The organism is Pseudomonas sp. F-14 TE3623 (genome assembly GCF_053629015.1).
Map to the genome: position 1 here is coordinate 3,789,220 of NZ_JBRJHM010000001.1, position 26,229 is coordinate 3,815,448.

Genomic DNA, 26,229 nt, shown 5'->3' on the forward strand with positions numbered 1-26,229 from the left:
TTATCAGTTTCTGGCCCAGGTTATGCAGTCGAGGGTTAACATCTGCGGTCAGGTAATAAGGTGGGGCATCCCATGGTGCGTCTTTGTGCAACGCTACTGATTTGCCTGCTCGGCAGTCTGGGTTTGGTGCACGCCGCGTCTGCGCCACATCCTCACTGGAGCGTCGGTTTTCATGAGATGACCTTCCTTGATCCGCTGGACTTGCAGCCGATGCGCGCCATCGCCTTTTACCCGTCCAGTGAAAAGGAACATTCCAGCACGCTCGAGGGCTACACGGTCGAAGCGGGTGAAAACACCAAAGTCGCCATCGGACGTTTTCCGATGCTGATGCTGTCCCACGGCAACACCGGAACCCCGCTGGCCCTGCACGACCTCGCCACCTCATTGGCACGCAAGGGCTTTGTGGTGGTGGCGGTGATCCATCCCGGCGACAACTCCAAAGACCACAGCCGTCTCGGCACCTTGAGCAACCTTTATGGTCGGCCGATCCAGATTTCCGAAGCCATTACCGCAACACTCAGCGACCGGATGCTCGCGCCCTTCGTCAATGCCGAGCAGGTCGGGGTGATTGGCTATTCGGCGGGCGGTGAGACGGCGTTGATCCTGTCCGGTGCCACTCCGGATCTGGATCGTCTGCGTCGTTATTGCCATGAGCGCCCGGATGATCACGATGCGTGCAACACGCAAGGCGAACTGATCGTTGATCGTGATGACTTGCAGCCAGTGGCGGACCCGCGCGTGCATGCCTTGTTGCTGATGGCACCGCTGAGCCTGAAGTTCGGCCGCCATACCCTGGCCGACGTGCATGTGCCGGTGCTGCTATACAGCGGTGATGGCGACAAACTGGTGGCGTTCGACAAAAACGCCGCAGCGCTTGCGCGCAAACTGCCGACCGCACCGGACTTCAAATTGCTGGCCGGGGCAGGGCACTTCGTGTTCCTGGCGCCGTGCAACGAAGAACAGATCGCCGCCATGCCGGCGCTGTGCACCGATGCCGACGGCGTCGACCGCAAGGACATTCATCGCAACATGATTTCCGAAGCAGGACGGTTCTTCGCCCATGCCTTGGGCAAACCCACCCGCGCCGGTATGCAGACCGCGGATCAATAGTGTCCCCGGAACCCTTGTGGGAGCGGGCTTGCTCGCGAAGAGGGCGTGTCAGTCGACATTAATGTGTCTGACCCACCGCATTCGCGAGCAAGCCCGCTCCCACAGGGGATATGCGGCAGGCTTAGACCATTGCGCGGCGTTTCAGCAGCAGGGTCAAACCGAGCCCGGTTATCGACAACAACGCCGCACTAAAGAAAATCCACGAATACCCCAGGTTCAACGCCACCGCGCCCATCAGCGGCCCGGCAATCGCCAGCGCCAGATCGAAAAACACAGCATAGGCACTCAAACCTGCTCCGCGACTGGAATTGGGCACTTGCTTGATCGCTTCCACTCCCAGCGCCGGATACACCAGCGACAGGCCGAACCCGGTCAGCCCCGCGCCGATCAAGGCATAACCCGTCGAGGGCGCCAGCCACAGCAGGACCAGCCCGACGGTTTCAATGGTCATGCAGGCAATGGCGGAGGTGAAGCCGCCGAAACGGCTGATGCTGGAGATGAACAACAGTCGCGCCAGAATGAAACAGACCCCGAATACCGTCAGGCAATAAGCCGCGCCGGTCCAGCCAAGGCTGACGTAATACAGAGTAATAAAGGTAGTGAGCGTGCCGTAACCGATGGACGCCAGGCTCAGGCTCGCGCCGAAGGGGGCAATGCGCCCGAACACCGCCCAGAACGGCAGACGCTCACCGCGAATCACCGGCACCGAAGGTTTGTTTCGGATCAACAGCAGCGCCAGCAGGGCCAGTAACGACAGCGCGATCCCGAGGCTGGCGAACCCCAGTTCAGCGACCATCACCACGCCCAGCGGCGCGCCGATGGCGATGGCGCCGTATGAGGCGATGCCGTTCCAGGAAATCGAACGCGCCGTGTGCTCGGCACCGACCTGGCCCATGCACCAACTGATCGTGCCGACTCCGATCAACCCTTGAGCGATGCCCAGCAACAAGCGGCCAGCGATCAGGATGATCAGGCTCAACAACGGCACACTTTGCAGCAGGGTCGACAGCAATGTCAGCACGCCGCTCAATGCAATCCCCGACAACCCGTAAACAATCGCCCGTTTGGTGCCGATGCTGTCCGACATGCGCCCGGCCATGGGCCGACTGAGCAGGGTGGCCAAGTACTGAGAACCAATGGTCAGCCCCGCCACGATGGCGCTGAACCCCAACTGTTCATGGACATACCCCGGCAACACCGCAATCGGCAGGCCAATACAGAGGAAGGCAATAAAGGTATAGAAAACGATGGAGACGATCTGCAGGGTGATCGCCATTGAGCTTTGCGGGGGCAGTTGCTGCACAGACATGAAGAGCTCGTTCGCGGGCGGCGGTAGGAGAACTGCATCATGGCGTGGGTGGGGAATAAAAGGAAGCAGGCTAACTATGTGGATTGAAAATCAGGCTGGAACCTCACTTTTGCGGTGTCAGCGATGGCCTCTTCGCGAGCAAGCCCGCTCCCACACTGGATCGGTTGCGTGCAGAAGAGTGATAGCCACTGGAGATCCACTGTGGGAGCGGGCTTGCTCGCGAAGGTTTCAGCACCACAAACTTCCTCGACCCTGAAATGCAAAAAGCCCCGTCACCAGGACAGGGCTTTTCACTTGAAGCTTGCAGCCGTCTTACATCAAAACACCCTGACTACGCAGGTAGTCGTCATAGGTGCCGCTGAAGTCGATCACGCCATCGGCGCTCAACTCGATGATGCGGGTGGCCAGGGACGATACGAACTCACGGTCGTGGCTGACGAAGATCAGCGTGCCCGGGTAGTTCTCCAGCGCCAGGTTCAGCGCCTCGATGGATTCCATGTCCAAGTGGTTGGTCGGTTCGTCCATGATCAGCACGTTCGGCTTTTGCAGGATCAGCTTGCCGAACAGCATGCGACCTTGCTCACCACCGGAGATGACCTTGACCGACTTGAGGATCTCGTCGTTGGAGAACAGCATGCGACCGAGGGTGCCGCGAACGATTTGCTCGCCACCTTGGGTCCATTGGCCCATCCAGTCGAACAGGTTGCAGTCGTCTTCGAAGTCGTGAGCGTGGTCCTGGGCGTAGTAGCCCAATTCCGCGGCATCGGTCCACTTCACAGTACCGGCATCCGGAGTCAATTCGTTGACCAGGGTACGCAGCAGGGTGGTTTTACCGATACCGTTCGGGCCGATGATCGCCACGCGCTCGCCGGCTTCAACCTGGAAGCTGAAGTCCTTGAACAGCGGCTTGCCGTCGAAGCCTTTGGCCATGCGCTCGACGATGACCGCCTGACGGTGCAGCTTCTTGGTTTGTTCGAAACGGATGAACGGGCTCACACGGCTCGAAGGCTTGACTTCGGCCAGCTGGATCTTGTCGATCGCCTTGGCACGGGAGGTCGCTTGCTTGGCTTTCGAGGCGTTGGCCGAGAAGCGGCTGACGAACGATTGCAGCTCGGAAATCTGCGCTTTCTTCTTGGCGTTGTCCGACAGCAGTTGCTCGCGGGACTGGGTCGCCACGGTCATGTACTCGTCGTAGTTGCCCGGGAACAGGCGCAGCTCGCCGTAGTCCAGGTCAGCCATGTGGGTGCACACGCTGTTCAGGAAGTGACGGTCGTGGGAGATGATGATCATCAGGCTGGAGCGCTGGGTCAGAATGTTTTCCAGCCAGCGGATGGTGTTGATGTCCAGGTGGTTGGTCGGTTCGTCAAGCAACAGCACTTCAGGATCGGAGAACAGTGCCTGCGCCAGCAATACGCGCAGCTTCCAGCCTGGGGACACTTCGCTCATCGGGCCGAAGTGCTGCTCGATGCCGATACCCAGGCCCAGCAACAGCTCGCCGGCACGGGATTCGGCGGTGTAGCCGTCCATTTCGGCGAATTCGGTTTCCAGCTCGGCCACGGCCATGCCGTCTTCTTCGGTCATTTCCGGCAGCGAGTAGATGCGGTCGCGCTCGGCCTTTACCTTCCACAGCTCTTCGTGACCCATGATCACGGTGTCGATCACGGTAAATTCTTCGTAGGCGAACTGGTCCTGGCGCAGTTTACCCAGACGCACGTTCGGCTCGAGCATGACCTGGCCGCCGGACGGCTCGAGGTCACCACCGAGGATTTTCATGAAGGTCGACTTGCCGCAACCGTTGGCACCGATCAGGCCGTAGCGGTTGCCGGCGCCGAATTTGACCGAAACGTTTTCGAATAGCGGCTTGGCGCCGAACTGCATCGTGATGTTAGCTGTGGAGATCAATTACTTTACCTATCAATGGGTTGCGAGCTGCGCATTTGGCGCTTGGGCCATTCCTGGGACATTCTGGAGATTCACTCCATCTCTCCCCAGTCACCGCTAGAGTTCAACCAGCGCGCATAAGTCGAGAGCAGCATCTGGACGCTGTGTCCAAGCTGTTGGGCAAAAAGGCGGGATTCATGCCAGACATTGTGCATATTGTCGCATAAGTGTGACGGCAGTTGTACGGTGGGCGATAACGTGTCGCCCGCTTCTTCACGGCTGGGCCCTGGTTTGTGTAGAACCGGCGTCTGTCTGACGGGTTGGCTCATCCTGAGGGCGGGCAAACGTAGGGGAGCTCCTTGGTGGCATCTCAATGTTATTTTTGTTCAGTGTTGTGTTCGGGACACTTGGCGTGGCTCTGGGTAAAGTCAGCACCGCTTGCCCGGCCTCGTGTGTTTCAGATGGATTACTGAATGGCCAGCACTTGGTCAGGGTGGGCACCCATTCAGACTCGTCTCTCCATGCCATGCGTAACAGCAGAAGGTGGGGAGGGGTCTGTTCTTCTTCGTCAGGGGCCGGATTTCCGGGCGCGCTGGCGTTTAGTTGTCATCACCGCTGACCATTACCTGATCGATAGCGGCTCGCAGATACTCTCCCTGGTTTCTCACCCAAGACGCTCCTCGCCCACCATTCCCCCGGCAGGCTATGAGTGGATTAATGGGTTACGCTGGAAAGCAGGCAACGTGAGAACGCAAACAGTCTCTCATCATGGATGGGATCAAAATGAAACTGATTTTGGTGATGCTTGTTGTTGGTCTGTTGGCTTGGAAGCTTTCCCCTGAACTACAGTCCTGGGCTGCAGCTCAACTATCGAATCCCAAAGAAGTCTCTAAAAAAGAAGTCTCAAAAAAAATCTCTATAGTCGTGACTGCGCCGAAGCCTGTTTCAGCGCCATTCAAATGTGATGGGCGAAAATATTGTTCGCAGATGACCTCGTGCGCAGAGGCCAAAAACTTTCTGCAACATTGCCCAGGAATGAAAATGGACGGGGACAACGACGCAATCCCCTGTGAGTCGCAGTGGTGCCAATGACTATTTGCCGCTCAGCAACAGGCTTAGTGGTTTAATGAGAGAAATTCTTAAAGGAGAGAGTGCTATGGATAAGGCGTTTCGAAACCCGATTTTTCTGACTGGGCTCCCAATGGCTATCTGCGGTCTCGCTATCACTGCGCCTGGTCTATGGATTCCCGGCCTGGGTTTAATGGTGGTCGGCTGGGCAAAGGGGAATAAACGAGTTTGATCAAGAATCACGACATGGTTTTTGCGCAAGGCGGGACCGTGCAGATCACCTCTCCAGGCAGTGACTATAAAGTTGTCGCTATCTGCCCACTGTAAACAACTTACTGGCAGCGGTTGAAAGTCTGGCTTTGCCGCACGTTGAAAGGCGTGCGACAAGCCGGCGACTGACCAGGTCGAGACTCAGAGCAAGTACCCAGCGGCTTGACCGAGATGGTTGTCCTGCCCTCCAGTAATGAGGTGCAGTGGCATGTGTTGTTGTTCATCGATAGATGGGATTTCGAAACTTCCCACTATTTGAAGGTGTCGCTCATTCAGTCCGGTCGACGCTTCTTCCTTTGCCTTAGCCATTCTCGCGTGGTTCGCTGCGATTTCATTGAGAGTTGACACGTTACATCTCCCGGTGACTGACCAAGCGTATCGCTGGAGTCCTAAGCGTTAATTTAATTGCCGCCGCGTCAGAATTACGTCGCTCTGGGGCTGCTAGGTCCGGGCTTTGCAAAGCCTAAGCCAGACAGGGCCCCGTATTGAGTGTCGTGTTTACATAGGCGACGGATGGTGGTATGGCAGGAGGCTACTATCGGGAGAGCGGTTCGCATTAAGGCCGTACCGCGCTAACAATAACGTGGACACATTTTCACAGTTGAAGGTTAACTATTAATTACAAAGTGTGGCTAAAATGCCATCTTTCGACCCCATGCGGACCGCCGGTATGGCTCAAGAACGCGCCATCGGGACGCAGTTTGTTCATCTCTGACGTGTGACGATTTTCGTGAAACTTATCATTGCCGCTATTTATGTCATCTCCATCGCGTATGTTCACTTGCGCGGTAAGGTGCGCCACAAATTAGGCCGTCAACTGAGCGACCACTCGACGTTTCTGGCGCCGATCAATTGCTTCCTTTATCTGTTTTCGAAAACGCCCAATAAGCCTTATCTCAATCCCGCAGACTTTCCCGACTTGAGCCCTTTGCAGGCTCATTGGGAAGAGATTCGAGCCGAAGGCCAGAATCTGCTCAAGGCCGGGGAGATCAAGCGTTCGAATCAGTACGACGACGTTGGTTTCAACTCGTTCTTCAAAAGTGGCTGGAAACGTTTCTATCTCAAATGGTACGGCGACAGTCACCCGTCGGCCGCAAAGCTCTGTCCGCGCACGACTGAACTGGTGCAAAGCATCGGCTCGATCAAGGCCGCGATGTTCGCCGAACTGCCACCGGGTTCGAAACTGGTCCGTCACCGCGATCCGTATGCCGGTTCGTACCGTTATCACTTGGGGCTTGAAACGCCGAACGATGCCGGTTGCTACATTAACGTCGACGGTGAGAACTACCATTGGCGCGACGGCGAAGCGGTGATGTTCGATGAGACCTTCATTCATTACGCCGAAAACACCACTGCGCAAAACCGCATCATCCTGTTCTGTGACATTGAGCGGCCGATGAAGTATCGCTGGGCGACGGCGTTCAACCGCTGGTTCAGCCGAACGGTGATGGCGGCGGCGGGCGCGCCGAACGATGCCGGCGACAAGGTCGGTGGTATCAACCGCTTGTTCGCCAAAATCTACAAGATTCGCCTGCGCGGCAAAGCGCTCAAGAAGCGGAACCGCACTCGCTACTACCTGGAGAAGTGGGCGATTTTTGGTGGGTTGTTGGCGATTTTTGTTTTGATCTGAGTTTTGGTATTGAGGCGTAAGACGCCTTCGCGAGCAAGCCCGCTCCCACATTGGATCTGTGTCGTTCACAGGACCAATGTGGGAGCGGGCTTGCTCGCGAAGAGGCCAGTATTTTCACTGCAAAACTTGTGGGTGTCCCAGGAGGTCAGCCGCTCGACCGTTTCGTGGGTTTTTTCTCCACAGTAGATTTGGTTTTGCTAGCCGGTTTACTGGCCGCTTTACCGCCACCCTTGCCACCAAGACTACGTTTGAGCAGTTCGGTCAGATCGATAACATCCGCCGTCTTGCGCTCCTCTTCACCAGTAACGGTTTCGACATCTTCGATCTTGCCTTCATTCGCTTTCTTCTCGACCAGCGCCATGATCTTGTCTTCGAAGCTGTCGCGGTACTCCTCGGGTGTCCAGTCGGCACTCATGTCCTCCACCAGCCGTTTGGCCATCTCCAGCTCACCTTTGGCCAAATCCGGCTTGGTCACTTCACTGCCCAGTTCCAGTTGATCAAGGCTGCGCACTTCGGCGGGCCAGCGCAGCATCACCAGCACCATGGCTGATTCCAGCGGCATGAGGGCCGCCAAGTGCTGGCGCGAATGCAACACCACGCGGGCCAGGGCGACCTTGTCGGTTTTGCTCAGGGTTTCGCGCAACAGCGCATAGACCTTGCCGCCGCGTTTGTCCGGCGCCAGGTAGTAGGGCGTGTCGATGTTTTGCAGGGGGATCTGCTCGCTGCCGACAAAGGCAAAAATGTCGATGGTTTGGGTCGACAGTGGGTGAGCCGAGCGAATCTCCTCTTCACTGAGCACCACGTAACGTCCCTTTTCGTACTCGATCCCTTTGACGATGTGCTCTTGGGTGACTTCCTTGCCGGTGACCTTGTTGATGCGCTTATAGCCGACCGGGTCCATGCTGCGGCGGTCGAGCCAGTTGAAATCGATCCCGCGCGAAGACGTCGCCGAAACCAGCGCCACGGGGATGTGCACCAGACCGAAACTGATTGCGCCTTTCCAGATTGCCCGTGCCATCGTCGTGATCTCGTCGATTGATGTTCTGGTGACCTGTGGCCAAGGGCAAAAGTTTCAGTTGGCGGCGGCCCGGTCCTGCGGGCGGATCGGCGGTGCGGTTAACTCGTGTTACATCTTGTGGAGGAGGTTTTAGTTAACAAATCCGAACCCTGGGCGTAGCGTGGCGTTATTCATCCATGAAGCGTGGCACGCTCATTTAGAGAGGTCCTCATGAACCGATGTGTGCTCGGCGCTATCGCGATGGCATTGAGTGGCGTGCTAAGCCCTGTGGCGCTGGCAGACGCCGCATCGCCGTCCTCGCCCTTGCTGCTGGCGCAGAACCTGCCGGGTAGCACCAACAACAATCCCTACAACAGCCCGATTCGCCGGGCCAATCCCAACAGCATGCAAGGCACCCAGCCGAGCATCCCGGTGATTCGCGGCCCAAACACGGTGCCTGTGCCACGACCGCCAACGCTGGATAACGGTGGGATCGGCAACCGCTATCCGCTAGATCGACCGGCTCCCACCAGCCAACCGAAGTTCATTCCCAATCCACCACCCCGGGACTCGAACCGCAACTACCGTTGAACGGCAGGACAGAGGTCTTGCCAGCCATTTTGACGACAAAAGGAATCGTGCATGTTGCGTAAAACCCTCTTGGCCACCTTCTGCGCCAGCGCGTTATTGACAGCCACTGCGCCCGTTTTCGCGGCGCCGACACAGGATATAAAAAGCGAGCAGGGTACCCTTGAGCTCACGCCGATCGTTAAAGGCCTGGAACATCCCTGGGCGCTGGCGTTTCTGCCCGACCGCCAAGGGATGCTGGTGACCGAGCGGCCTGGCAACCTGCGGCTGGTCAGAGCAGACGGCAAACTCTCGGGTCCGCTCAATGGCGTGCCTCAGGTCTGGGCCAAGGGGCAGGGCGGATTGCTCGACGTGGTGTTGTCGCCCGATTTCAAGCAAGACCGCATGGTCTATCTGTCTTACGCCGAAGGGGGCGGTGAAGGCGGCAAGGCCGGCACGGCGGTTGGCCGCGGACGGTTGTCGGAAGACCTGACGGCGATCAAGGATTTCCGGGTGATCTTCCGTCAGGAGCCCAAGCTCTCGGTCGGCAATCACTTCGGCTCGCGACTGGTGTTCGACCGCGACGGTTATCTGTTCATCACCCTGGGCGAGAACAACGACCGGCCCACGGCGCAGGATCTCGACAAACTGCAAGGCAAGATCGTGCGGCTCTACCCGGACGGCAAAGTGCCGAAGGACAATCCTTTTGTCGGGCAAAAAGGCGTTCGCCCGGAAATCTGGTCCTACGGCCAACGCAACCCGCAAGGCGCGGCCCTCAACCCCTGGAGCGGCACACTCTGGGAAAACGAGCACGGCCCTCGGGGCGGCGACGAGATCAACATCATTGAACGAGGCAAAAATTACGGCTGGCCGATGGCAACCCACGGCATCAACTATTCCGGCCTGCCGATCCCGGAAGCCAAAGGCGAAACCGCCGAAGGCACCGTGGGCCCGCACCATGTCTGGGAAAATTCCCCCGGCCTGAGCGGCATGGCCTTCTATGACGGCGATCGCTTCAAGGCCTGGCAGCACAACGTGTTTATCGGAGCGCTGGTGAGTCAGGAGTTGATCCGCCTGCAGTTCGAAGGCGACAAAGTTGTTCACGAAGAGCGGCTGCTTGGTGAACTCAATAAACGAATTCGCGATGTGCGGCAGGGGCCGGATGGGTATTTGTATGTACTGACCGATGAAGATGACGGGGGGCTGTACAAGCTTGGCCTGAAGTAAAACGCATAACCTGTGGCGAGGGAGCTTGCTCCCGCCGGGGTGCGAAGCGCCCCCATGCAATCGACTGCTTCGCACTCGAACGGGAGCAGGCGCCCTCGCCACAGGTTTACTCACGCCGGTAGAGAATCACCGCCGCCCGCAGCTTGCCTCGCCCAAAACTGCACATTTTGTCGAATTCGCCATGGCTGACCGGCAAGTGTTGGCAATCCATCGGCTGACGATGCTGGCTGTGATCCACATCCGGATCGTGCAAGTAGACGAACTCTTCATCGCAATCGGTGACGATCACCCAGTGCGGTGCCTTGGAACGGGTCAGGCGATAGCTGCTGATCAATACCAGCGGCTGTCCGCCATCGTGCAGTAACCGTGGCAGATCCAGTGGCCCGCCGACCATTCGCTCCACGCCGGTGGCTTGCAACTGCGCCGTGAACTCCTCGTGTACCAGGCGCATTACGTCTTTTTTATGCGCATCGCGCACGCCGTCGAGAAACAGCGGCCCGGCCATGCTCAGTTGCAGTTGCACCCGAAAGCCACGCCGCCACGCTGCCAGCGCCAGGCCTTGAGGGCTGCAGCCACCGTGGCCAGACGTCATGAACACCGTGGTCGCCTCGCGCCAGATTTGTAGTTCCTCGCCGCGCTCCAGCGCTCGATCGTCTTGCAGCGAGCCCATGGCCATCAGCAGGCAGGCCGGGCCACAGGTGAACTCGGTGGTCTGCGGGTAGTAAGGCACCTTGATGTTGCGTGAGTCGCGGTGCTGGAGGATACGTTTTTCTAATCGCAGCGCGTCGGCATGGTCCTGGTAATAGTCGTGAATCAGCGCGAAACGCCGGTAGCCGTTGCGCTCATACAGCGCAATCGCCGTTGGATTGTCGATACGCACTTCCAGCCGCAGGTAGGCGCAGTCATGCTCAATGGCGCAGGCCTCGACACGTTCGAGCAATTGCTTGCCCAGTCCACTGCCGCGAGCATCAAGGGCTATCGCAATCGAGTACAGGCGCGCCAATGAAGTGCCCCGGTGAAACAGCACCACCGCATAGCCCACTAATTGCTCGCCACGTTGGGCCACCAGCAGTTGCCCGTGAGCCCGAGTGATCATCCATTGAAAACTGCGACTGTTGAGCCGGTCCGTGGTGAAACATTGCTGTTCAAGTGCCAGCAGTGCCGGTATGTCTTCAACTATCGCCAAGCGAAAAACAGGATTCATTTGACCGCCGTAAAAGTTGCGTAATGAAACGGGACTTTCGAAAAAGTTCGTGCTTAATAGGAAAGGTCTTGTTCTTCAAATGGATCAATCACTATGTCAGCGGTACAAGGTCATTGGCGCGAAGTATCTGAGCAAACGTTACCCACAGCAATAACTTCTGCAAACTATTTAAATGGCGCGATCAGAACTTCCAGCCAGTTGATGATCATCGTCGAACGCAAAGAAGACTGGGCCTCTTACTTTCCCAGTGAAGACATCGTCACCGCCCAGGAATACCTCGAACAGACCCGCGACAACGAGCAGGGCAAGCGGGTTCAGGTGATCAACCTGTGCCGCAGCTACAAGTATCTTGGGCACGGTTATTACTGCTCGCTGCTGGCCGAAGCGCGGGGGCACAAGGTTATTCCGTCGGTGCGGACCATCAGCGAACTGACCCGAAAATCCCTGTATGGCCTGGCCCTGGATGATCTGGATAAAACCCTGGAAAAGGCCCTCAGCAATCACCTTTACAGCGATACCGAAGGGTTTACCCTGACACTGTACTTCGGAAAAACCACTATCGAACCATTACAGGATCTGGCTCGACAGTTGTTCGAAGTCTTTCCTTGTCCGATATTGCTAGTTGAGTTTCGTCGAACTAACGGTTGGCACATCGAAGGTGTAAAGTTTGGCACCTTGCATAAGTTGCGTGACGATCAGGAAGATCAGTTCGCTAATGCACTCGACAGTTTCAGTCGCAAGATCTGGCGCATGCCGCGCTCCAGGCGATTGGCCCGTTATGACCTGGCCATTCTGCACGATCCGCAAGAAGCATTACCGCCGTCCAATCCCAAGGCTTTGGACAACTTCGTCAGGGTCGGCAAGACACTAGGCATCGACGTCGAGCTGATTGAACGCAAGGACTACGCCCGAATCGCCGAATACGACGGGCTCCTGATCCGCGAGACAACGAGCGTCGACAACCACACCTACCGCTTCGCCAAAAAAGCCGAGAGCGAAGGTTTGGTGGTGATGGATGACCCGGCGTCGATCCTGCGCTGCACCAACAAGGTTTATCTGACTGATTTGCTCAAGAGCCATCAGTTGGGTATGCCCGCCACTGAAATCCTCTACAAGGAACGACCGGAAGATTTCGAGCGGGTAGGCGAGCGTCTTGGGTTTCCACTGGTGCTGAAGATTCCCGACGGTTGTTTCTCAAAGGGCGTTATCAAGGTCGAAAGTCAGCAAGCCTTGCTTGAGGCGACTGCCGAACTGTTCGAGCACTCGGTGTTGCTGCTGGCCCAGGAATTCTTCTACACCGAATACGACTGGCGTATTGGCGTGCTCAACCGCAAACCGATCTTTGCCTGCCAGTACTTCATGTCCAAGGGCCATTGGCAGATCTACAACCATAAGGCAAAAGGCCAGGACATCAACGGCGAATGCCGCACCCTGGCCGTTCACGAAGCACCGCGAGCGGTGGTTGAACTGGCGGTGAAAACCGCGAATCTCATTGGCGACGGCCTCTACGGCGTCGACCTCAAACAGTCCGGCGACAAAGTGGTGGTGATCGAAGTCAACGACAACCCGAACATGGACGCCGGCATCGAAGACGCCTACTTGCAGGACGATTTGTATTCCTTGGTGCTGGAAGAGTTTGTCCGTCGGCTGGAGCTCAAGCGCCGCGGCCAGGCCTGGTGAGCGGCCGATGATCAAGAGCTTTGATCTGAGCCACGGCGGCTTGCAAGCGGTCGAACGGCTAGACGCCGAGGTGATGCTATTCAGTAACCCCGATGCGGCCGAACGGGATCTGTTGCACAGCCATTTCAAACTCGATGAACACGCTCTGGCCTCGGCCCTGGACCCCGACGCGGTGTCGCGCATCGAGTTTCACCCCGACAACCTGTTCCTGATCTGGAAGCGCCCGGAGAACTACTCCGGCGGCGGCAGCCTGGCCTTCGAAGTGTCGTCCTGCGGCTTGCTGTTTTCCCCGGGGCGTCTGCTGGTGATTGCCACCGACGACTCGCCGCTCAGCGGCCTCGGCACGCGGCAGTCACTGAAGACGCCACTGGATGTGTTGCTCGACCTGTTGTTCAACAACATTCACCACTATCTGGGGCACCTCAAGGTGATCAAGATGGTTGCCCGGGAGCTGCAACAAAAATTCAATGCCTCGATGCAGAACCAGCATCTGATCCAGATGTTCAACCTCAGCGAAAGCCTGATCTATTACATCAACGCCATTCACAGCAATGGCGCGGTCCTGACCCGGCTGCGTAATCATGCGGCGAAGGAACACTTCAGCGTTGAAGCCATTGGTTTGATCGACGATCTGATCATCGAAAACAAACAGTGCTACAAGCAGGCGGAAATCTACTCCACGGTGTTCTCCGGGCTGATCGATGCGCGGGGCAATCTGATGAACAACAGCATGAATAACCTGCTGCGCAAACTGACGTTGATCAACGTGGTGTTTCTGCCGTTGAACCTGATTGCGAGCATTGGCGGCATGTCCGAGTTCAGCATGATGACCGCCGGCACGCCGTGGTGGGTTTCCTACCCGTTGTTTCTGACGGTGATGATGCTCGGGGCGGGGGGGATGGTGATTGGCCTCAAGCGCTTGGCGAAGTGATTCCGGTGGCGATCAGATCGCCTTCGCGAGCAAGCCCGCTCCCACATTTAATCTCGGGTGTTCACAAATTTTGTGTTCGCAGAAGAGCTAATGTGGGAGCGGGCTTGCTCGCGAAAGCAATCACATCAACTCCACAAATCCCGGATCAGACCTCTTGAGCCGCGCTAACGGAGTTTTTCCGCTCCTGAAGACCCCGCACCACCAGATATAACAACGGCCCGATAGACACAAAAATCGCCGTCACCAACAAATAAGGAACCACCGACAACCCCGACTGCCCACGCTTGCGCGCATCCTGGTACATCCAGATACCGGCAAGCGTCGCCAACAGGTACAAATCGATCACCACCTGCGCGGTATCGGGCTGCGACATCAGGCTGATGCCGAAGTCGAGCAACGATTGCTCGGCCTGCAGCATCACCAAGATGGTGTAGCCGGCGAAAGCAATCAGGGCAATGAGGGGCAGGGCGACAGACTTCATGGATTCCTTCCTTGGGACAATGAGCAGAATCGCCAGCCTACAGCGGCCCTTGGAAGTTGGCCATTGACTTGCCATTAGCGTCCGGCTAATTTCCAGCCATGACTTCCGCCGTATTGCGCTGCCAGCCAAGCATTATTACCGCCATTCCTTATTTGGCGGGCTAGCTCACGACTGCAGCACCCAACCCGCCCTAGAGGCGGGTTTTTACTTTCTGTCTCTTGGGCTTCGATCAAAGTCAGGAGACGACCATGAGCAGCATCCCCGCCCAGCAGCGTTTGCTTGAGCACTACGTGAAAAAAATCCTCGCCGCGCCGGTTTACGAACTCGCCGTGCGCACGCCGTTGCAAGCGGCACCAGCCTTGTCCGAGGCATTGGGCAATCAGATCCTGCTCAAGCGCGAAGACTTGCAACCGACGTTTTCCTTCAAGATCCGCGGTGCCTACAACAAACTGGTGAACCTGAGCGACGAACAGAAAGCCCGCGGCGTGATCACGGCCTCGGCAGGCAATCATGCCCAAGGCGTGGCGCTGGCGGCCCGCGAGTTGGGGATTGCCGCAACTATTGTCATGCCCTGCACGACACCGGAATTGAAGGTGCACGGGGTTCGCAGCCGGGGTGCCGATGCGGTGCTGCATGGCGAGAGTTTTCCGTTTGCCCTGGAGTACGCGCTTAGCCTGGCACGGCAAACCGGCCGCACCTTTGTCTCGCCCTTCGACGATCCGGACGTGATCGCGGGGCAGGGCACCGTCGCCATGGAAATCCTGCGCCAACACCAGGGGCCGCTGGACGCGATCTTCGTTCCGGTGGGCGGAGGTGGCTTGATCGCCGGCATTGCCGCGTACGTCAAATACCTGCGTCCTGAAGTTCGCATCATCGGCGTCGAGTCGGAACATTCCGCCTGCTTGCAGGCTGCATTGCAGGCCGGCGAACGGGTTGTGCTGCCAACCGTCGGCACCTTCGCCGATGGCGTGGCCGTCGCACAGATCGGCGCCCATGGTTTTGAGGTCTGCCGGTTTTGCGTGGATGAGGTAATGACCGTCAGCAACGACGAACTCTGCGCCGCCATCAAGAACATCTACGACGATACCCGCTCGATCACCGAACCTTCCGGCGCCCTGGCCGTGGCCGGGATCAAGCAGTACGTGGCACGAACCGGTGCCCGGGGTCAGACCTTGGTGGCTATCGATTCCGGAGCGAACATCAATTTCGACAGTTTGCGGCATGTGGCCGAGCGCGCCGCGTTGAGCGGCGTGTCGGCGTGAGGCTCAGACGTTAGGCGCTCAGGCCAGCAGCGGACGCAAAAAGGTCCGCTCGTAGCTCACAATGAACTTCTTCTCGACCAACGAGGCCACCAGTTCCGTGCTTTCTGGGTCGGTCATCGCAATATGTCGGTAGCTTTCGTAGTCCGCCAGTGACGGAAAACTGAACAGGCAGTAGGCGATATTACTCGCGCCCTCGGAAGGCAAGAAGTACCCGTGGTGAGTACCGCCCAAACGTTCGACGATGCTGAGCCAGGCTTTGGCGTAGGCTTCGAATTCGGTGAGTTGATAGGGGTCGATCACATATTTGACGTGACAGGTAATCAAGATGGGCACTCCTGTGGCGTAATGGACCGGTTATTCTTGAACGGCTTTCTCGACGTGACTCGACGCCGACCAGATCCGGTAGCGCACTTCGACGTCCTTGGGCACGTAAAGCACTATCGGCAACTTGCTGTTGTAGCGCAGCCTGAAACCGTCACCGACCACCGGCACGAAGTCCTTTTTGCTCTTGCCATCCGGGCAGGCCATGAGCGTGCTCATCGGGCCGGTGACTTTTTCCAGCCGGTAATACGGGTAACCCCAGCCCTCAAGGTTCTTTTCCTCAAGCATGCCGCCCAGGCGCTGACGGTTGCAGTCGACGGTGAGGGTCTTGCCGGCCAGGATTTCGACCTGATAGCCGTCTTCCTGTTGTTGCGGGGCGAGGTGAATGACCTGGCGGGTAAAACCGCGCTCAGGCTTGGGATACGGCGCGACGTTTTCGAGGGTTGCGGCGTGGGCTACGGACGACAAAACGGCAATTATCAGCCCGACGGTCGTGTTAAGCGGCAAAGCACCCATGATGCCTCCTTGCGTGTGTGTGGGGTCAGCGGATACTAAATGGATGGGCCGCATTCTCACTGCCGTCCTCACCCAATGCAAACCCGCCATCGGGGGTGTTTGCAAAATGCGGGTCTTGAAACAGACCTTTCTTGCATTTTGCATGACGCGATGTGTTGCCATTTCCTCCAAACCTTTGATTTGCCGACGAGGCGCAGAGCGAAATCTCAGGCATGTTTTATGCTGAAGCTGTCTTGAGCTGATCACGATCCTTACTGAGTCAGTGCTGAAACAAGAAGACGGTTGGGACGTTGGAACAATGAGGTTCCCCAAGGAAGAAAAACAACGGGCGATTTGAGCTCCGACCGACATTGATTTTTGATTGGCAATCTCACAAACCGAGAGGGTGGCCATGTTTCTTTCTGCCTTGGAACTACGCAATATCGTTGAAAGCAGTTTTCTCCCGAAACGCTGCCAATGCACGCTGTCACCGGACCTGTCGATGACCGTCAAGGTGTATTCGGACGTCGAGACGGACCATCTCGACCTGTTCGTCACCGGCATAGATGCTCAACGCCTCAATGGATGTAGGGAGATCAACAATCTGATCGCCGAGTTACGCACCGACCTTGAGCACAACAGGCATAGCCATCTGTTTCACCCGGCGTCAAAAGCCCATTAGCCGGCTGTTTCACCGAGTTCGAGCGACACGCGCCGGGTCTGGATAAACCCCAGACCCAGAGCCAGCTCCACCACAATCGCCAGCAAAATACCCGGCCCGGCATGACCATTGAGCCATTCGCCGAAGCCCAGCGCTGCCAAACCGAAACACCCCACCATAAAGCCGCTGCACATCGCGCTTCGCGCCGCCGAGGGCGGTGCCTGCCGTGCGAGATAGAACATCACCCCTAATGCGCCGAACAGCACCGCACTTCGCCTGGCGATAACACCCGACGCGGACGAATACTCGATACTCCAGATCGCCAGCAACCATTGCGGCATCAAACCCCAGACCAGCGCCAGCAGAAAACAAAGGGCAGCGGTGAATGTCGACAGCGTGCGAAACGAGAACTGCATGGCGAATCCTTTCGGCAGTGAGGAAGACGCCAAAGCATAGCGTCAGAATCCTCACTGGCCTACCGCCAAGCTCCGAATCAGAATCTTCTGTCAGTTCTGATAACTGCACGCGTCAGAAAGTTTTCGGTACGTAATTTCCGCAGGCTTACCCGACTTGTCGATGTACTTCATCTCAGCCGTCACCACTTGGCATTCCAGGGTCTGCGGCTCAGTCAGGGAAATGACCTTGCCCACATGAAGCGGCATGCCGTAGTGATAGGGCACGGCCTGTGAGGACGATGTCTCGTTGGCTTGAGCGAAACCTGCGAACGCGGTGCCGGCGAGGGCGGTGGTCATCAGTAGTATTCGCATGTTCATGATGGGTCTCCAGTGCAGAGGGGAAGTCAGTTCGACTGAAGAACGTCGAACCTGCCGCACTGGGCGTCAGAGGGTGCTGAGGGAGTGCGGTCCAGTAAAGTTTTGGACCGTGGGGTTAAGCGATGGTTAACCGGGTTGCATGCCGCCTGTCGTGAGGAAGTTTCTGACAGAGGTTTCATGTAGGTAAAAAAACTGAGGGAGCTTCGGCTCGTTCCTACAACCTTGGGCGCTTTGTCGTCTTTCGCCGGCCGGCAACCAGCGATTACTGTTTGGCATCGCTGCAAAATCAGCGAACAGGTTTGGTCACCTGATAACGTCGCACATATTTGTGCCCTCATTCGCACTGTGGACTTCTACGTCTCGTATTGCGTTGTAATGGCGGCTGTGTGCGGGACGCCTTCGGGCGAGCCGATTTGGCGTTATCGGTTGACCAAGCCTGTGCACAGCCGCCACCCATCGTTTGGTCACGGTGCTGGCGATTACTAATAAATGCCGAGTAATTACTATGCCAACGATAAATCCGTTCCCCAAACGCTACCGTTCAATCAAAAGCAGCGTCACCGACTCAAATCCCTTGGTGATCGACACAGAAGCCAATCCCCAGGACATCCTCGAATCCGCCCTCCAGCGTATCCGAGCCTCCAGCCAGTTACTTGAAACGCTCCATTGCCAATGCTTTAAGCATGGCGATGTTCAGGACATTCCGCACATTACCCATGCGCTTTATCTGCTGACTCAGGATGGTTGTGATCTGTTGACGGTTGCACAGCAAAGGATGATGGGCTGGAAAGCGCCGATCTGAAGCTGCACCTTCAAAAACAAGCCTGCCTCCTGTGGGCAGGCTTTGAAGCTAGATGTCCGACGGTGAGGTATTCAATAGGATGAAGCGCTCATTTCAGGCGTAAAACTTATCTTTTTAAAAGTTGACCCGCGCTCGCGATTGCAGCTGCTAACGGGATCAATGGACCTAATGCCTGGGTACCTGAACCTGCTCCCGGCCCACCACCAGAATTCACCTTCACCTCAGCCCCGCTAATCGTCACCCCACCCGCATCAATCTTCACAAAGCTCCCCCCAGCCTTGGCCGTGAGTTCCATGCCACCCTCGACCACCACCTTCTCCCCTGCGTGGTAGTGAATCTCCTGACCCGCCTCAACAAACTGCGCCGTGCCGACCTTCACATGCTGGGTCACGCCGACGGTGAGGTGATCGTCCGCCCGCGCTTCGGTCTTGCGATCCAGGTGGGTGAGGCGATGCTCCTCCGCCTTGAACTCACTAAAAACATTCGCTTCAACGGTGTCATGCCGTTCATTGCCGACGCGAATTTTCTGGTCGTGCTCGATGTTTTCATCCCAGTCGCGCTGGGCGTGCAGGTAGATCTGTTCCGCGCCTTTCTTGTCTTCGATGCGGAACTCGTTGTAGCCCTTGCCGCCCGGTGAACTCAGGGTTTTGAAGGTGCTGCGGGTTTTGTTCGCCGGCAGGTCGTAGGGGACGACGTTTCCCTTTTGGTACAGGCAGCCGGTGATCAGCGGTTGATCCGGGTCGCCTTCGAGGAAGGTGACGAGCACTTCCATGCCGACTCTCGGGATGGCGATGCCGCCGTAGGCGTTGCCGGCCCATCCGGTGGCGACGCGCAGCCAGCAGCTGCTGGTGTCGTCGCCCTGGCCGTCGCGGTCCCAGTGGAACTGCACTTTGACGCGGCCGTATTGGTCGCAGTGGATTTCTTCGCCCGGCGGGCCGGTGACGATGGCGGTCTGGTTGCCCAGCACTTTAGGTTTCGGGTGGTCGAGGGCAGGGCGGTAATGCGCGTCCCACGGGGTGGCGAGGAAGCGGTTGCGATAGCCCTGCTGGAAGTCATCCTTATTGTCGGTGACGTCGCTGGTGATGTTCTCGCCGAGCACTTGTGGCTGCTTGCCTTCGTGGACGATTTCCAGCAGCAGCCAAAGGTCGTTCCACTCTGCGCGCGGGTGTTCGCTGAGGGCCATGAAGTGGCCGCTGACCAGGGTCGGTTCGTCGCCTTTGCCTTCGGCCAACTGGTAGTCGCTGCGATGGCGTTCCAGGGCGCGGGTCGCCAGTTGCTTGCCGCGCGCGCGGTCGGTGAAGCGGCCGGGGTAGTCGTAGTCTTCGAGGTCCGGGGCGAATCCGCTTTTGGCGGTGCCTTCAGGCAGCCGTCGTGGTTTTTCGAAGTCGTAGTCGCGACGGCTGACGCGGGTGGTACGGGTTTCCAGGCGCAGGTTGAAGCGCTTGATCACCGGTTTTTTGGCGGCCATGCCGGAGTCTTGCTGGTAGCTCACCGGCGCGAGTTTGCGGAACACCGTCTGGTCATCACCGAACACCAGTTTGTGGCCGCTGGTCGAGTGCTGGAAGTGGAAGTGAATGCCTTCCTCTTCGCACAGGCGCTGGATGAAGTGCAGGTCGGATTCGTCGTATTGCACGCAGTACACGCGCTCGGGGTAGATCGCGCCGAGCTGGAAGCTGTAGGCGTCGGCCAGAATACCTCGCGCCTCAAGCACCTGGGCGATGATCTTCGGTACAGTTAAATGCTGGAAAATCTGCTGGTCGTGGTTGTGCCGCAAATAGGCCAGTTGCGGCACCAGGCTGATGCTGTAGCGGGTCAGACTTTTGCCGGAGTCGCCTTGCTCGATGCGGTAGACCAAACCATGGATCTTGCCCTGGCCAGTGGCGCCGAAGGTCAGGCAACCGGGCTTGTGCAGCAGCTCTTCGAGTTTCAGGTCGGGGCGGGCGCTGACCAGTTCGATGTCGAAACAGAACGGCTGGTTGAGGGCTTCGCGGCCGACGAAGCTGAGGACCTGCAGGTCGACGGAAACGCCTTCGAGCGTGAGGGAGATATGGGTTGCGTTTGCGTCCAGCATGCCTTGAGTTCCGTCCTTTGAAAAAGCAGGGGCGGATGGTGTGGCATTAAAGTGCCATAATCAAGGTTGAAATGCGGTAGGCGGGGAGGGTAAAAAGTATAGGGAAAACCCCTAGTTACAGGTTTCTAGTCAATGAATCCTGGCCTTTAACCGTTAGATCGTCTCCGCGGGCAAATCGGATCGCCGCACCGCTCGTTCCTACGGGATCTGCGCAGATCCCGTAGGCGCGAGGCTTGCCCGCGAAGAGGCCATCACATTCAACGCAACTCTAGCTGCCGCCGATACGGCAAATCAGGCCCGGTCTTGCTGCAGGTCAACGCCGCAGCACTCACTGCAAACCTGAGCATGGCGTCAATTTGCTCGCGACTCAGCTGTTGCAGACCTTCAACCGAATCCAGCTGCTGCTCGGTCAACCAGGTAATCAACGCTGCCTGAAACGTATCGCCAGCCCCCACGGTGTCGGCAATTTTCACCGAGCAGGCCGGTACCGACCATGAACCGTGGGCACGGCTGAACACCGTTGCGCCTTCGCCGCCTCGGGTCAGGAACACCAACTGACAGCGATGCTCCAGCCAGCCTTCGATGACGCGCTGAGGATCTTGCTCGGGATACAGCAGGCTCAAGTCTTCGTCGCTGACCTTGATCAGATCCGCCAGCTCCACCAGCGTAGCAATCCGCGAGCGCCACAACTCGATGTTCGGCTCGGGATTCAGGCGCACGTTCGGGTCGAGGCTGATCAGGCGTTTGCCGCTTTCCCGTTGCACCAATGCCAATAACGTATCGGCAATCGGTTGCACCACCAGCGAGAACGAGCCGACGTGCAACCCGCGCACTTCAGGCCCTAGCTCTGGCAGATGCGCCAGGCTCAACTGCCGATCAGCGCAGCCTTCGCCACGAAAGCTGTAATGGGGCGAGCCATTGGCACCGACCGCGACCATCGCCAAGGTGGTTGGCGCGGCAAAGTCCACGAGGTAGTCCGGGCACACACCTTCATCCTGCAGCACTCGCTGCAAACGGCGGCCGAGGTAATCGGTCGACAGCCCGCCGAACAGCGCGGCGTCCACGCCCAAACGGCGCAAACCTACGGCCACGTTGAACGGCGAGCCGCCGGCAATTGCCTTGAAATTCACTTTGGATGCCAGGCCACTGGCATCATCTTCGCTGAAGAAATCGAACAGCGCTTCGCCACACACCAAATACATAATTGCTCGCTCTTTAAAGGGTTGCGACATGCTGTTGATAGCGTTCGTAGGCCTGCTGACAGGCCACCACATTTTCTGCAATCGGCAATGTTTCACTGGCCAGATCGAGCTTCACGCAGCGCTCGCACAAATCCGCCAGGCTGTCTTCGTGACCGTTTGCCCAGGATTTGCACCACGCCGCCTGAATCGCTGCGCCGAGGGCCGCTGCCTCGCTTTGTTCGGTACAAATCACTGGCGTATTCATGATGTCAGCGACGATCTGTCGCCACACCGGGCTCTTTGAGCCGCCGCCGATCAGGCAGATGCTGCGGCTTTGTAAGCCATTCTGGCGCAACAAGTCTAGCCCGTAACGTAAACCGAAGGTGGTGCCTTCCACCACGGCGCGGCACAGGTTGGCCCGGGTCAGGTTGGTCATGGTCAGCCCCAGCAGGCTGCCGCTGGCATGGGGCAGGGCGGGGACGCGTTCGCCATTGAGGAACGGCAGCATGCACACACCGTCGGCACCGATCGGCGCTTGCGCGACCAAGGCGTTGAACGCTTCGATATCCAATTCGAACAACTCGCGAATCGCGCCGGTTGCGTTGGTCAGGTTCATCGTGCAGATCAATGGCAGCCAGCCGCCGCTGGAGGAGCAGAACGTCGCGACCGAGGCATCCGGGCTGACGTTCGCTTGTTCGGCATAGGCGTAAACCGTTCCCGAGGAGCCGAGGCTCATGGTGATCGCGCCGGGCTTTATATTGCTGGTGCCGATGGCGCCCATCATGTTGTCGCCGCCACCGCTGGAGACCAGGGCCTTGGGGTTGATGCCGAGGTGCTCGGCGATACTCGGCAGGATTGTGCCAACCGGTTGGTGGGCATCGATCAGCTCCGGAAGTGCGGCTTGCAGGCGTCCGGTGGGGTCGATGTCGCGCAGCAGTTGCAAGTCCCACTGGCGGGTGCGCACGTTGAAATAACCGGTGCCCGAGGCATCACCATACTCGCTGCAGCTACGGCCGGTGAGCCAGTAGTTGAGATAGTCATGGGGCAGCAGAATGCGGGCGATTCGGGCGAATACCTCCGGGTGTTGTTCTTTGGTCCAGAGCAGTTTGGACACGGTGTAACCCGGCGCGATGACGATGCCGAGGCGTTCCAGTGAGCCTTTTTCGCCGCCCAGATGGGCGAGCAAGCGGTCGTTCTCCGGCGTGGACTCGGTGTCGCACCAAAGCTTGGCCGGTCGCAGCACCTGGCCGTGATCGTCGAGCATTACCAGGCCATGCTGCTGGCCGGAAACACCGATGCCGAGGATCGCCTGACCGTCTACCTCCGCAGCGAGCAGTGCGCGGCGGGTGGCCAGGGTAAAGGCTTCCAGCCATTGGGCGGTGTCTTGCTCGCGACGACCGTTGGCGCCGCTGATGAGGCTGTGGGCGGCGGCGCCCTGACCGAGGACCTGACCGCTGTGCGCGTCGAGGACAACGGCTTTGGTGCCTTGGGTGCCGCAGTCGATGCCGAGGAAAAGTTGTTGGTTTGCCATGGAAGATCCTTGGTGTGTCAGGTCGATCTCGGTGAACCCATTCGCGAGCAAGCCCGCTCCCACATTGGATTGTTGTCGAACACAAAACCTGTGTTCGCTGAAGATCTACTGTGGGAGCGGGCTTGCTCGCGAAGACGGCAGCAGGTTCACCACCATTCTTACGCCAGCACCCGCTCCAGCGTCCGCGTCACGCCAACATCCCGCAAGCTGTTACAGCACCACTCAAACGCCGCCACAAACTCGGCTGAACGCGGGATTGCCGTCCCGAAAATCTCCTCAACCTCCAACATTCGTTGAGTGATCAACACATCATCGGCCACCAGCGCCTGACAGAACGCCGCCCGTGGATCCGGAATTGCGTAGGTCTGGCCATTCTCATCCACGCCTTTGAGGTACAGCGCCCACGCCGCCACCACCAGCGCCGCACGCTTGGTCTCCTGCCCATCGGCAATCAAGCGGTTGATGGTCGGCACGGTGAACTTCGGAAACTTCGACGAGCCATCCGAACACACTCGCTCCAACTGATCGGCAATCGCTTGGTTGGAGAAGCGCGCCACCAGGGTGTTTTTGTACTCGGTCAGGTCGATCCCCGGCACCGGCGCCAGTTGCGGCGTCACGTCCAGGTCCATGTAGGCGCGCATGTAGCGCACGAACAGCGGGTCGTTCATGGTTTCGTGAACGAAGCGATAACCTTTCAAAAAGCCCAGATAGGTCAGAGCCAGATGGCTGCCGTTGAGCAGTTTGATCTTCATCTCTTCGTAAGGCGTGACGTCGTCGGTGAACTGCACGCCGACCTTTTCCCAGTCCGGGCGGCCGTTGACGAATTTGTCTTCCAGCACCCACTGCACAAACGGTTCGCAGACCACCGGCCAAGCGTCATCGACCGCATGTTTGTCGGCCAGTTGCAGGCGATGCTCGGTGCTGGTCATCGGCGTGATGCGGTCGACCATGGCGTTGGGGAAGCTGACATGGCGCTCGATCCAGTCGCGCAGATCGGCGTCGCGCAGGGCGGCGAATGCCAGCAGGGCTTTACGGGTCACGGCGCCGTTGTGCGGCAAGTTATCGCAAGACATCAGCGTGAACGCGGGCGTACCGGCTGCGCGCCGTTTGGCCAGTGCGGCGCAGAGGAAACCGAACACGGTTTTCGGCGCGTTCGGGTGAGCCAGATCATGCTGGATCTGCGGCAGGTGCGCCATGAACTCGCCGTTGCTGTCGTCGATGCAATAGCCGCCTTCGGTGATGGTCAGCGAGACGATGCGGATGTCTGGATCGGCGAGTTTGTCGATCAGCGCCTCGGCACTGTCTTCGGCCAGCAGCATGTCGCGGATGGCCCCGATGACCCGCACTTCGGCGTCATCGGCATCGCCGAGTTCGAACAGGGTAAACAGATAATCCTGCTCTTTGAGGTCGTCCCGGGCGCGGCGGTCCTCGGCGCGCAGGCCGACCCCGCAAATCGCCCAGTCCAGCGCTTCGCCGGTATTCATCAAGGCATCGGTGTAGTACGCCTGATGCGCGCGGTGGAAACCGCCGACGCCAATGTGCGCGATGCCTTGGCGTGTATCGCTCAGGCTGTAGGCGGGCAGGGCCACCTCGGGGGCGAGGCGGTTGAGGTTCTGTTTATTCAGTTTCATCGCATGCTCTCGAATCAGGCTGCGGCGCGCAGTGGGCGGGTCAGCGCCACGCCGTCGGCATCGAATAAATGGCAGTGTTCAGCATCCAGGTGCAGGCTCAGGGATTCGCCATAACGGCTGGCCAGATCGCCGCGAACGCGCATGGTCAGCGCCTCGCCGGAAGACGTCAGGACATGGCAGAAAGTGTCGCTGCCCAGACGTTCGCTGACATCGGCAGTGACTTGCAGGGTGCAGTCGCCGGGTTGCGCCAGTTCAAGATGTTCCGGACGAATGCCCAAGGTCACCGCACCGCCGACACTCAGGTTCGCCCCGCTCAGCGGCAGGGTGATGCGGGTGCCGGCGTCCAGCAGCACTTCGCAGCTTTGGCCGTTAACGCGGGTGACTTTGCCCTTGAGGAAGCCCATTTTCGGCGTGCCGAGGAAGCCTGCGACAAACAGGTTGGCCGGCTGGTGATACAGGTCCAGTGGCGAACCGACTTGCTCGATCTTGCCGCCATTGAGGACGACGACTTTGTCGGCCATGGTCATGGCTTCGACCTGGTCGTGGGTCACGTAGATCATCGTGGCTTGCAGTTCCTTGTGCAGGCGCAACAGTTCCAGGCGCATCTGCACCCGCAGGGCGGCGTCGAGGTTGGACAGTGGTTCGTCGAACAGGAATATTTTCGGGTTGCGCACGATCGCCCGGCCGATCGCCACGCGTTGACGCTGACCACCGGACAGTTGCTTCGGCTTGCGCTCCAGCATCGGTCCGAGTTCAAGGATGCGCGCCGCTTCGCCGACTTTTTTCTCGACTTCGGCTTTCGCCACACCGGCCAGGTCCAGAGCGAACGACATGTTTTTGCGCACGCTCATGTGCGGGTACAGGGCGTAGGTCTGGAACACCATCGCCAGGTCGCGCTTGGCCGGGCTGACTTCGGTGATGTCGCGGCCATCCAGTTCGATGGTGCCGCCGCTGACCTCTTCAAGACCCGCGATCAACCGCAGCAGGGTGGATTTACCGCAGCCCGACGGGCCGACGAACACCACGAATTCCTTGTCATTCACTTCGAGGTCGATGCTTTTGATGATGGAAAAACCTTCGAAGCCTTTTTGCAGATTTTTGATTTTCAGGTTGGCCATGATGGCGCTCCTTTGTGCTTATTCTTTG

The 26,229-nt window shown here is 58.3% G+C and carries 24 protein-coding genes and 2 pseudogenes; 10 read left to right on the forward strand and 16 right to left on the reverse strand.

Annotated features, from left to right (window positions below):
* The first annotated feature begins 72 nt into the window (after positions 1 to 72).
* Complete coding sequence (locus AB7M29_RS17675) at positions 73 to 1,110, forward strand: alpha/beta hydrolase family protein (RefSeq protein ID WP_217854813.1); 1,038 nt, start codon at positions 73 to 75, stop codon at positions 1,108 to 1,110.
* Between the two features lie 121 nt (positions 1,111 to 1,231).
* On the opposite strand, the gene AB7M29_RS17680 is transcribed toward AB7M29_RS17675, so the two are convergent.
* From AB7M29_RS17680 to AB7M29_RS17690, 3 genes and pseudogenes are all read right to left on the reverse strand, one after another.
* Complete coding sequence (locus tag AB7M29_RS17680; RefSeq protein WP_217854814.1) at positions 1,232 to 2,419, reverse strand: MFS transporter; 1,188 nt, start codon at positions 2,417 to 2,419, stop codon at positions 1,232 to 1,234.
* Positions 2,420 to 2,731: 312 nt separating this feature from the next.
* The gene (locus tag AB7M29_RS17685; protein ID WP_123359576.1) at positions 2,732 to 4,321 is read right to left on the reverse strand and encodes an ABC-F family ATPase; all 1,590 of its coding nucleotides are present in this window, start codon (positions 4,319 to 4,321) and stop codon (positions 2,732 to 2,734) included.
* A gap of 71 nt (positions 4,322 to 4,392) precedes the next feature.
* Positions 4,393 to 4,652 (reverse strand): annotated as a pseudogene (locus AB7M29_RS17690) (site-specific integrase); the annotation flags it as partial.
* A gap of 431 nt (positions 4,653 to 5,083) precedes the next feature.
* Between AB7M29_RS17690 and AB7M29_RS17695 the strand changes: the two are divergent.
* Entirely contained in the window at positions 5,084 to 5,392 is a 309-nt protein-coding gene (locus AB7M29_RS17695; protein ID WP_454247418.1) for an excalibur calcium-binding domain-containing protein, read from the forward strand.
* Positions 5,393 to 5,779: 387 nt separating this feature from the next.
* Here the strand turns inward: AB7M29_RS17695 and AB7M29_RS17700 are convergent, their stop codons facing one another.
* Entirely contained in the window at positions 5,780 to 5,986 is a 207-nt protein-coding gene (locus AB7M29_RS17700; protein WP_367616715.1) for a hypothetical protein, read from the reverse strand.
* A 382-nt stretch (positions 5,987 to 6,368) separates the two neighbouring features.
* Here AB7M29_RS17700 and lpxO point away from each other — a divergent pair, with 382 nt between their 5' ends.
* Positions 6,369 to 7,268, forward strand: coding sequence for a lipid A hydroxylase LpxO (lpxO, locus tag AB7M29_RS17705; RefSeq protein ID WP_217854816.1), 900 nt, complete (start codon positions 6,369 to 6,371; stop codon positions 7,266 to 7,268).
* A gap of 145 nt (positions 7,269 to 7,413) precedes the next feature.
* Here the strand turns inward: lpxO and ku are convergent, their stop codons facing one another.
* Positions 7,414 to 8,286, reverse strand: coding sequence for a non-homologous end joining protein Ku (gene ku / locus AB7M29_RS17710; protein ID WP_217854817.1), 873 nt, complete (start codon positions 8,284 to 8,286; stop codon positions 7,414 to 7,416).
* Between the two features lie 210 nt (positions 8,287 to 8,496).
* Between ku and AB7M29_RS17715 the strand changes: the two genes are divergently transcribed.
* Both AB7M29_RS17715 and AB7M29_RS17720 read left to right on the forward strand, forming a co-directional pair.
* The gene (locus tag AB7M29_RS17715; RefSeq protein WP_217854818.1) at positions 8,497 to 8,856 is read left to right on the forward strand and encodes a hypothetical protein; all 360 of its coding nucleotides are present in this window, start codon (positions 8,497 to 8,499) and stop codon (positions 8,854 to 8,856) included.
* A gap of 51 nt (positions 8,857 to 8,907) precedes the next feature.
* A complete protein-coding gene (locus AB7M29_RS17720; protein ID WP_454247419.1) occupies positions 8,908 to 10,059 on the forward strand; it encodes a PQQ-dependent sugar dehydrogenase in 1,152 nt (383 codons plus the stop codon).
* Between the two features lie 106 nt (positions 10,060 to 10,165).
* Here the strand turns inward: AB7M29_RS17720 and rimI are convergent, their stop codons facing one another.
* Positions 10,166 to 11,263 carry a ribosomal protein S18-alanine N-acetyltransferase gene (rimI, locus tag AB7M29_RS17725; RefSeq protein WP_454247420.1) on the reverse strand — a complete coding sequence of 366 codons (1,098 nt, stop codon included), beginning with the start codon at positions 11,261 to 11,263 and terminating at the stop codon, positions 10,166 to 10,168.
* 201 nt (positions 11,264 to 11,464) lie between these two features.
* On the opposite strand from rimI, the gene AB7M29_RS17730 reads away from it, so the two are divergent.
* Positions 11,465 to 12,943, forward strand: coding sequence for a RimK family protein (locus AB7M29_RS17730; RefSeq protein WP_454248723.1), 1,479 nt, complete (start codon positions 11,465 to 11,467; stop codon positions 12,941 to 12,943).
* Between the two features lie 7 nt (positions 12,944 to 12,950).
* Complete coding sequence (locus tag AB7M29_RS17735) at positions 12,951 to 13,874, forward strand: magnesium transporter CorA family protein (RefSeq protein WP_454247421.1); 924 nt, start codon at positions 12,951 to 12,953, stop codon at positions 13,872 to 13,874.
* Between the two features lie 145 nt (positions 13,875 to 14,019).
* On the opposite strand, the gene AB7M29_RS17740 is transcribed toward AB7M29_RS17735, so the two are convergent.
* The gene (locus AB7M29_RS17740; RefSeq protein WP_454247422.1) at positions 14,020 to 14,355 is read right to left on the reverse strand and encodes a DUF2834 domain-containing protein; all 336 of its coding nucleotides are present in this window, start codon (positions 14,353 to 14,355) and stop codon (positions 14,020 to 14,022) included.
* A 248-nt stretch (positions 14,356 to 14,603) separates the two neighbouring features.
* Here AB7M29_RS17740 and ilvA point away from each other — a divergent pair.
* Positions 14,604 to 15,599, forward strand: a pseudogene (gene ilvA, locus AB7M29_RS17745) (threonine ammonia-lyase, biosynthetic); the annotation flags it as partial.
* A gap of 36 nt (positions 15,600 to 15,635) precedes the next feature.
* Here the strand turns inward: ilvA and AB7M29_RS17750 are convergent.
* Positions 15,636 to 15,941 (reverse strand): NIPSNAP family protein, encoded by a 306-nt coding sequence (locus tag AB7M29_RS17750; RefSeq protein ID WP_454247423.1) that lies wholly within the window; start codon positions 15,939 to 15,941, stop codon positions 15,636 to 15,638.
* A gap of 30 nt (positions 15,942 to 15,971) precedes the next feature.
* Complete coding sequence (eco, locus tag AB7M29_RS17755; RefSeq protein ID WP_217854824.1) at positions 15,972 to 16,454, reverse strand: serine protease inhibitor ecotin; 483 nt, start codon at positions 16,452 to 16,454, stop codon at positions 15,972 to 15,974.
* Positions 16,455 to 16,845: 391 nt separating this feature from the next.
* Between eco and AB7M29_RS17760 the strand changes: the two genes are divergently transcribed.
* Entirely contained in the window at positions 16,846 to 17,115 is a 270-nt protein-coding gene (locus AB7M29_RS17760) for a DUF1652 domain-containing protein (RefSeq protein ID WP_052963360.1), read from the forward strand.
* Here the strand turns inward: AB7M29_RS17760 and AB7M29_RS17765 are convergent.
* On the reverse strand, positions 17,112 to 17,510 hold the full coding sequence (locus AB7M29_RS17765) for a hypothetical protein (protein WP_217854825.1): 399 nt from the start codon (positions 17,508 to 17,510) through the stop codon (positions 17,112 to 17,114). The two genes, AB7M29_RS17760 and AB7M29_RS17765, sit on opposite strands and share 4 nt — an antisense overlap.
* A gap of 90 nt (positions 17,511 to 17,600) precedes the next feature.
* On the reverse strand, positions 17,601 to 17,867 hold the full coding sequence (locus tag AB7M29_RS17770; RefSeq protein WP_217854826.1) for a DUF2790 domain-containing protein: 267 nt from the start codon (positions 17,865 to 17,867) through the stop codon (positions 17,601 to 17,603).
* A gap of 505 nt (positions 17,868 to 18,372) precedes the next feature.
* Here AB7M29_RS17770 and AB7M29_RS17775 point away from each other — a divergent pair.
* On the forward strand, positions 18,373 to 18,669 hold the full coding sequence (locus tag AB7M29_RS17775) for a hypothetical protein (protein ID WP_217854827.1): 297 nt from the start codon (positions 18,373 to 18,375) through the stop codon (positions 18,667 to 18,669).
* Between the two features lie 106 nt (positions 18,670 to 18,775).
* Here AB7M29_RS17775 and AB7M29_RS17780 read toward each other — a convergent pair whose 3' ends face one another.
* From AB7M29_RS17780 to AB7M29_RS17800, 5 genes are all read right to left on the reverse strand, one after another.
* On the reverse strand, positions 18,776 to 20,740 hold the full coding sequence (locus AB7M29_RS17780; RefSeq protein ID WP_454247424.1) for a type VI secretion system Vgr family protein: 1,965 nt from the start codon (positions 20,738 to 20,740) through the stop codon (positions 18,776 to 18,778).
* A gap of 257 nt (positions 20,741 to 20,997) precedes the next feature.
* Positions 20,998 to 21,942: a carbohydrate kinase family protein gene (locus AB7M29_RS17785; protein WP_217854829.1), complete on the reverse strand. Its 945-nt coding sequence runs from the start codon at positions 21,940 to 21,942 to the stop codon at positions 20,998 to 21,000.
* A 13-nt stretch (positions 21,943 to 21,955) separates the two neighbouring features.
* Positions 21,956 to 23,452 carry a xylulokinase gene (gene xylB, locus AB7M29_RS17790; RefSeq protein WP_454247425.1) on the reverse strand — a complete coding sequence of 499 codons (1,497 nt, stop codon included), beginning with the start codon at positions 23,450 to 23,452 and terminating at the stop codon, positions 21,956 to 21,958.
* Between the two features lie 158 nt (positions 23,453 to 23,610).
* On the reverse strand, positions 23,611 to 25,083 hold the full coding sequence (locus tag AB7M29_RS17795; RefSeq protein ID WP_454247426.1) for a mannitol dehydrogenase family protein: 1,473 nt from the start codon (positions 25,081 to 25,083) through the stop codon (positions 23,611 to 23,613).
* 14 nt (positions 25,084 to 25,097) lie between these two features.
* Positions 25,098 to 26,201, reverse strand: coding sequence for an ABC transporter ATP-binding protein (locus AB7M29_RS17800; protein WP_454247427.1), 1,104 nt, complete (start codon positions 26,199 to 26,201; stop codon positions 25,098 to 25,100).
* Positions 26,202 to 26,229 lie beyond the last annotated feature (28 nt).

Excerpts from the sequence above, each read along its gene's own strand:
- AB7M29_RS17675 (WP_217854813.1), top strand. The coding sequence starts at position 73 with ATGGTGCGTCTTTGTGCAACGCTACTGATTTGCCTGCTCGGCAGTCTG.
- AB7M29_RS17680 (WP_217854814.1), bottom strand. The coding sequence starts at position 2,419 with ATGTCTGTGCAGCAACTGCCCCCGCAAAGCTCAATGGCGATCACCCTG.
- AB7M29_RS17695 (WP_454247418.1), top strand. The coding sequence starts at position 5,084 with ATGAAACTGATTTTGGTGATGCTTGTTGTTGGTCTGTTGGCTTGGAAG.
- ku (WP_217854817.1), bottom strand. The coding sequence starts at position 8,286 with ATGGCACGGGCAATCTGGAAAGGCGCAATCAGTTTCGGTCTGGTGCAC.
- AB7M29_RS17715 (WP_217854818.1), top strand. The coding sequence starts at position 8,497 with ATGAACCGATGTGTGCTCGGCGCTATCGCGATGGCATTGAGTGGCGTG.
- AB7M29_RS17720 (WP_454247419.1), top strand. The coding sequence starts at position 8,908 with ATGTTGCGTAAAACCCTCTTGGCCACCTTCTGCGCCAGCGCGTTATTG.
- rimI (WP_454247420.1), bottom strand. The coding sequence starts at position 11,263 with ATGAATCCTGTTTTTCGCTTGGCGATAGTTGAAGACATACCGGCACTG.
- AB7M29_RS17730 (WP_454248723.1), top strand. The coding sequence starts at position 11,465 with ATGATCATCGTCGAACGCAAAGAAGACTGGGCCTCTTACTTTCCCAGT.
- AB7M29_RS17735 (WP_454247421.1), top strand. The coding sequence starts at position 12,951 with ATGATCAAGAGCTTTGATCTGAGCCACGGCGGCTTGCAAGCGGTCGAA.
- AB7M29_RS17740 (WP_454247422.1), bottom strand. The coding sequence starts at position 14,355 with ATGAAGTCTGTCGCCCTGCCCCTCATTGCCCTGATTGCTTTCGCCGGC.
- eco (WP_217854824.1), bottom strand. The coding sequence starts at position 16,454 with ATGGGTGCTTTGCCGCTTAACACGACCGTCGGGCTGATAATTGCCGTT.
- AB7M29_RS17760 (WP_052963360.1), top strand. The coding sequence starts at position 16,846 with ATGTTTCTTTCTGCCTTGGAACTACGCAATATCGTTGAAAGCAGTTTT.
- AB7M29_RS17765 (WP_217854825.1), bottom strand. The coding sequence starts at position 17,510 with ATGCAGTTCTCGTTTCGCACGCTGTCGACATTCACCGCTGCCCTTTGT.
- AB7M29_RS17770 (WP_217854826.1), bottom strand. The coding sequence starts at position 17,867 with ATGAACATGCGAATACTACTGATGACCACCGCCCTCGCCGGCACCGCG.
- AB7M29_RS17775 (WP_217854827.1), top strand. The coding sequence starts at position 18,373 with ATGCCAACGATAAATCCGTTCCCCAAACGCTACCGTTCAATCAAAAGC.
- AB7M29_RS17780 (WP_454247424.1), bottom strand. The coding sequence starts at position 20,740 with ATGCTGGACGCAAACGCAACCCATATCTCCCTCACGCTCGAAGGCGTT.
- AB7M29_RS17785 (WP_217854829.1), bottom strand. The coding sequence starts at position 21,942 with ATGTATTTGGTGTGTGGCGAAGCGCTGTTCGATTTCTTCAGCGAAGAT.
- xylB (WP_454247425.1), bottom strand. The coding sequence starts at position 23,452 with ATGGCAAACCAACAACTTTTCCTCGGCATCGACTGCGGCACCCAAGGC.
- AB7M29_RS17795 (WP_454247426.1), bottom strand. The coding sequence starts at position 25,083 with ATGAAACTGAATAAACAGAACCTCAACCGCCTCGCCCCCGAGGTGGCC.
- AB7M29_RS17800 (WP_454247427.1), bottom strand. The coding sequence starts at position 26,201 with ATGGCCAACCTGAAAATCAAAAATCTGCAAAAAGGCTTCGAAGGTTTT.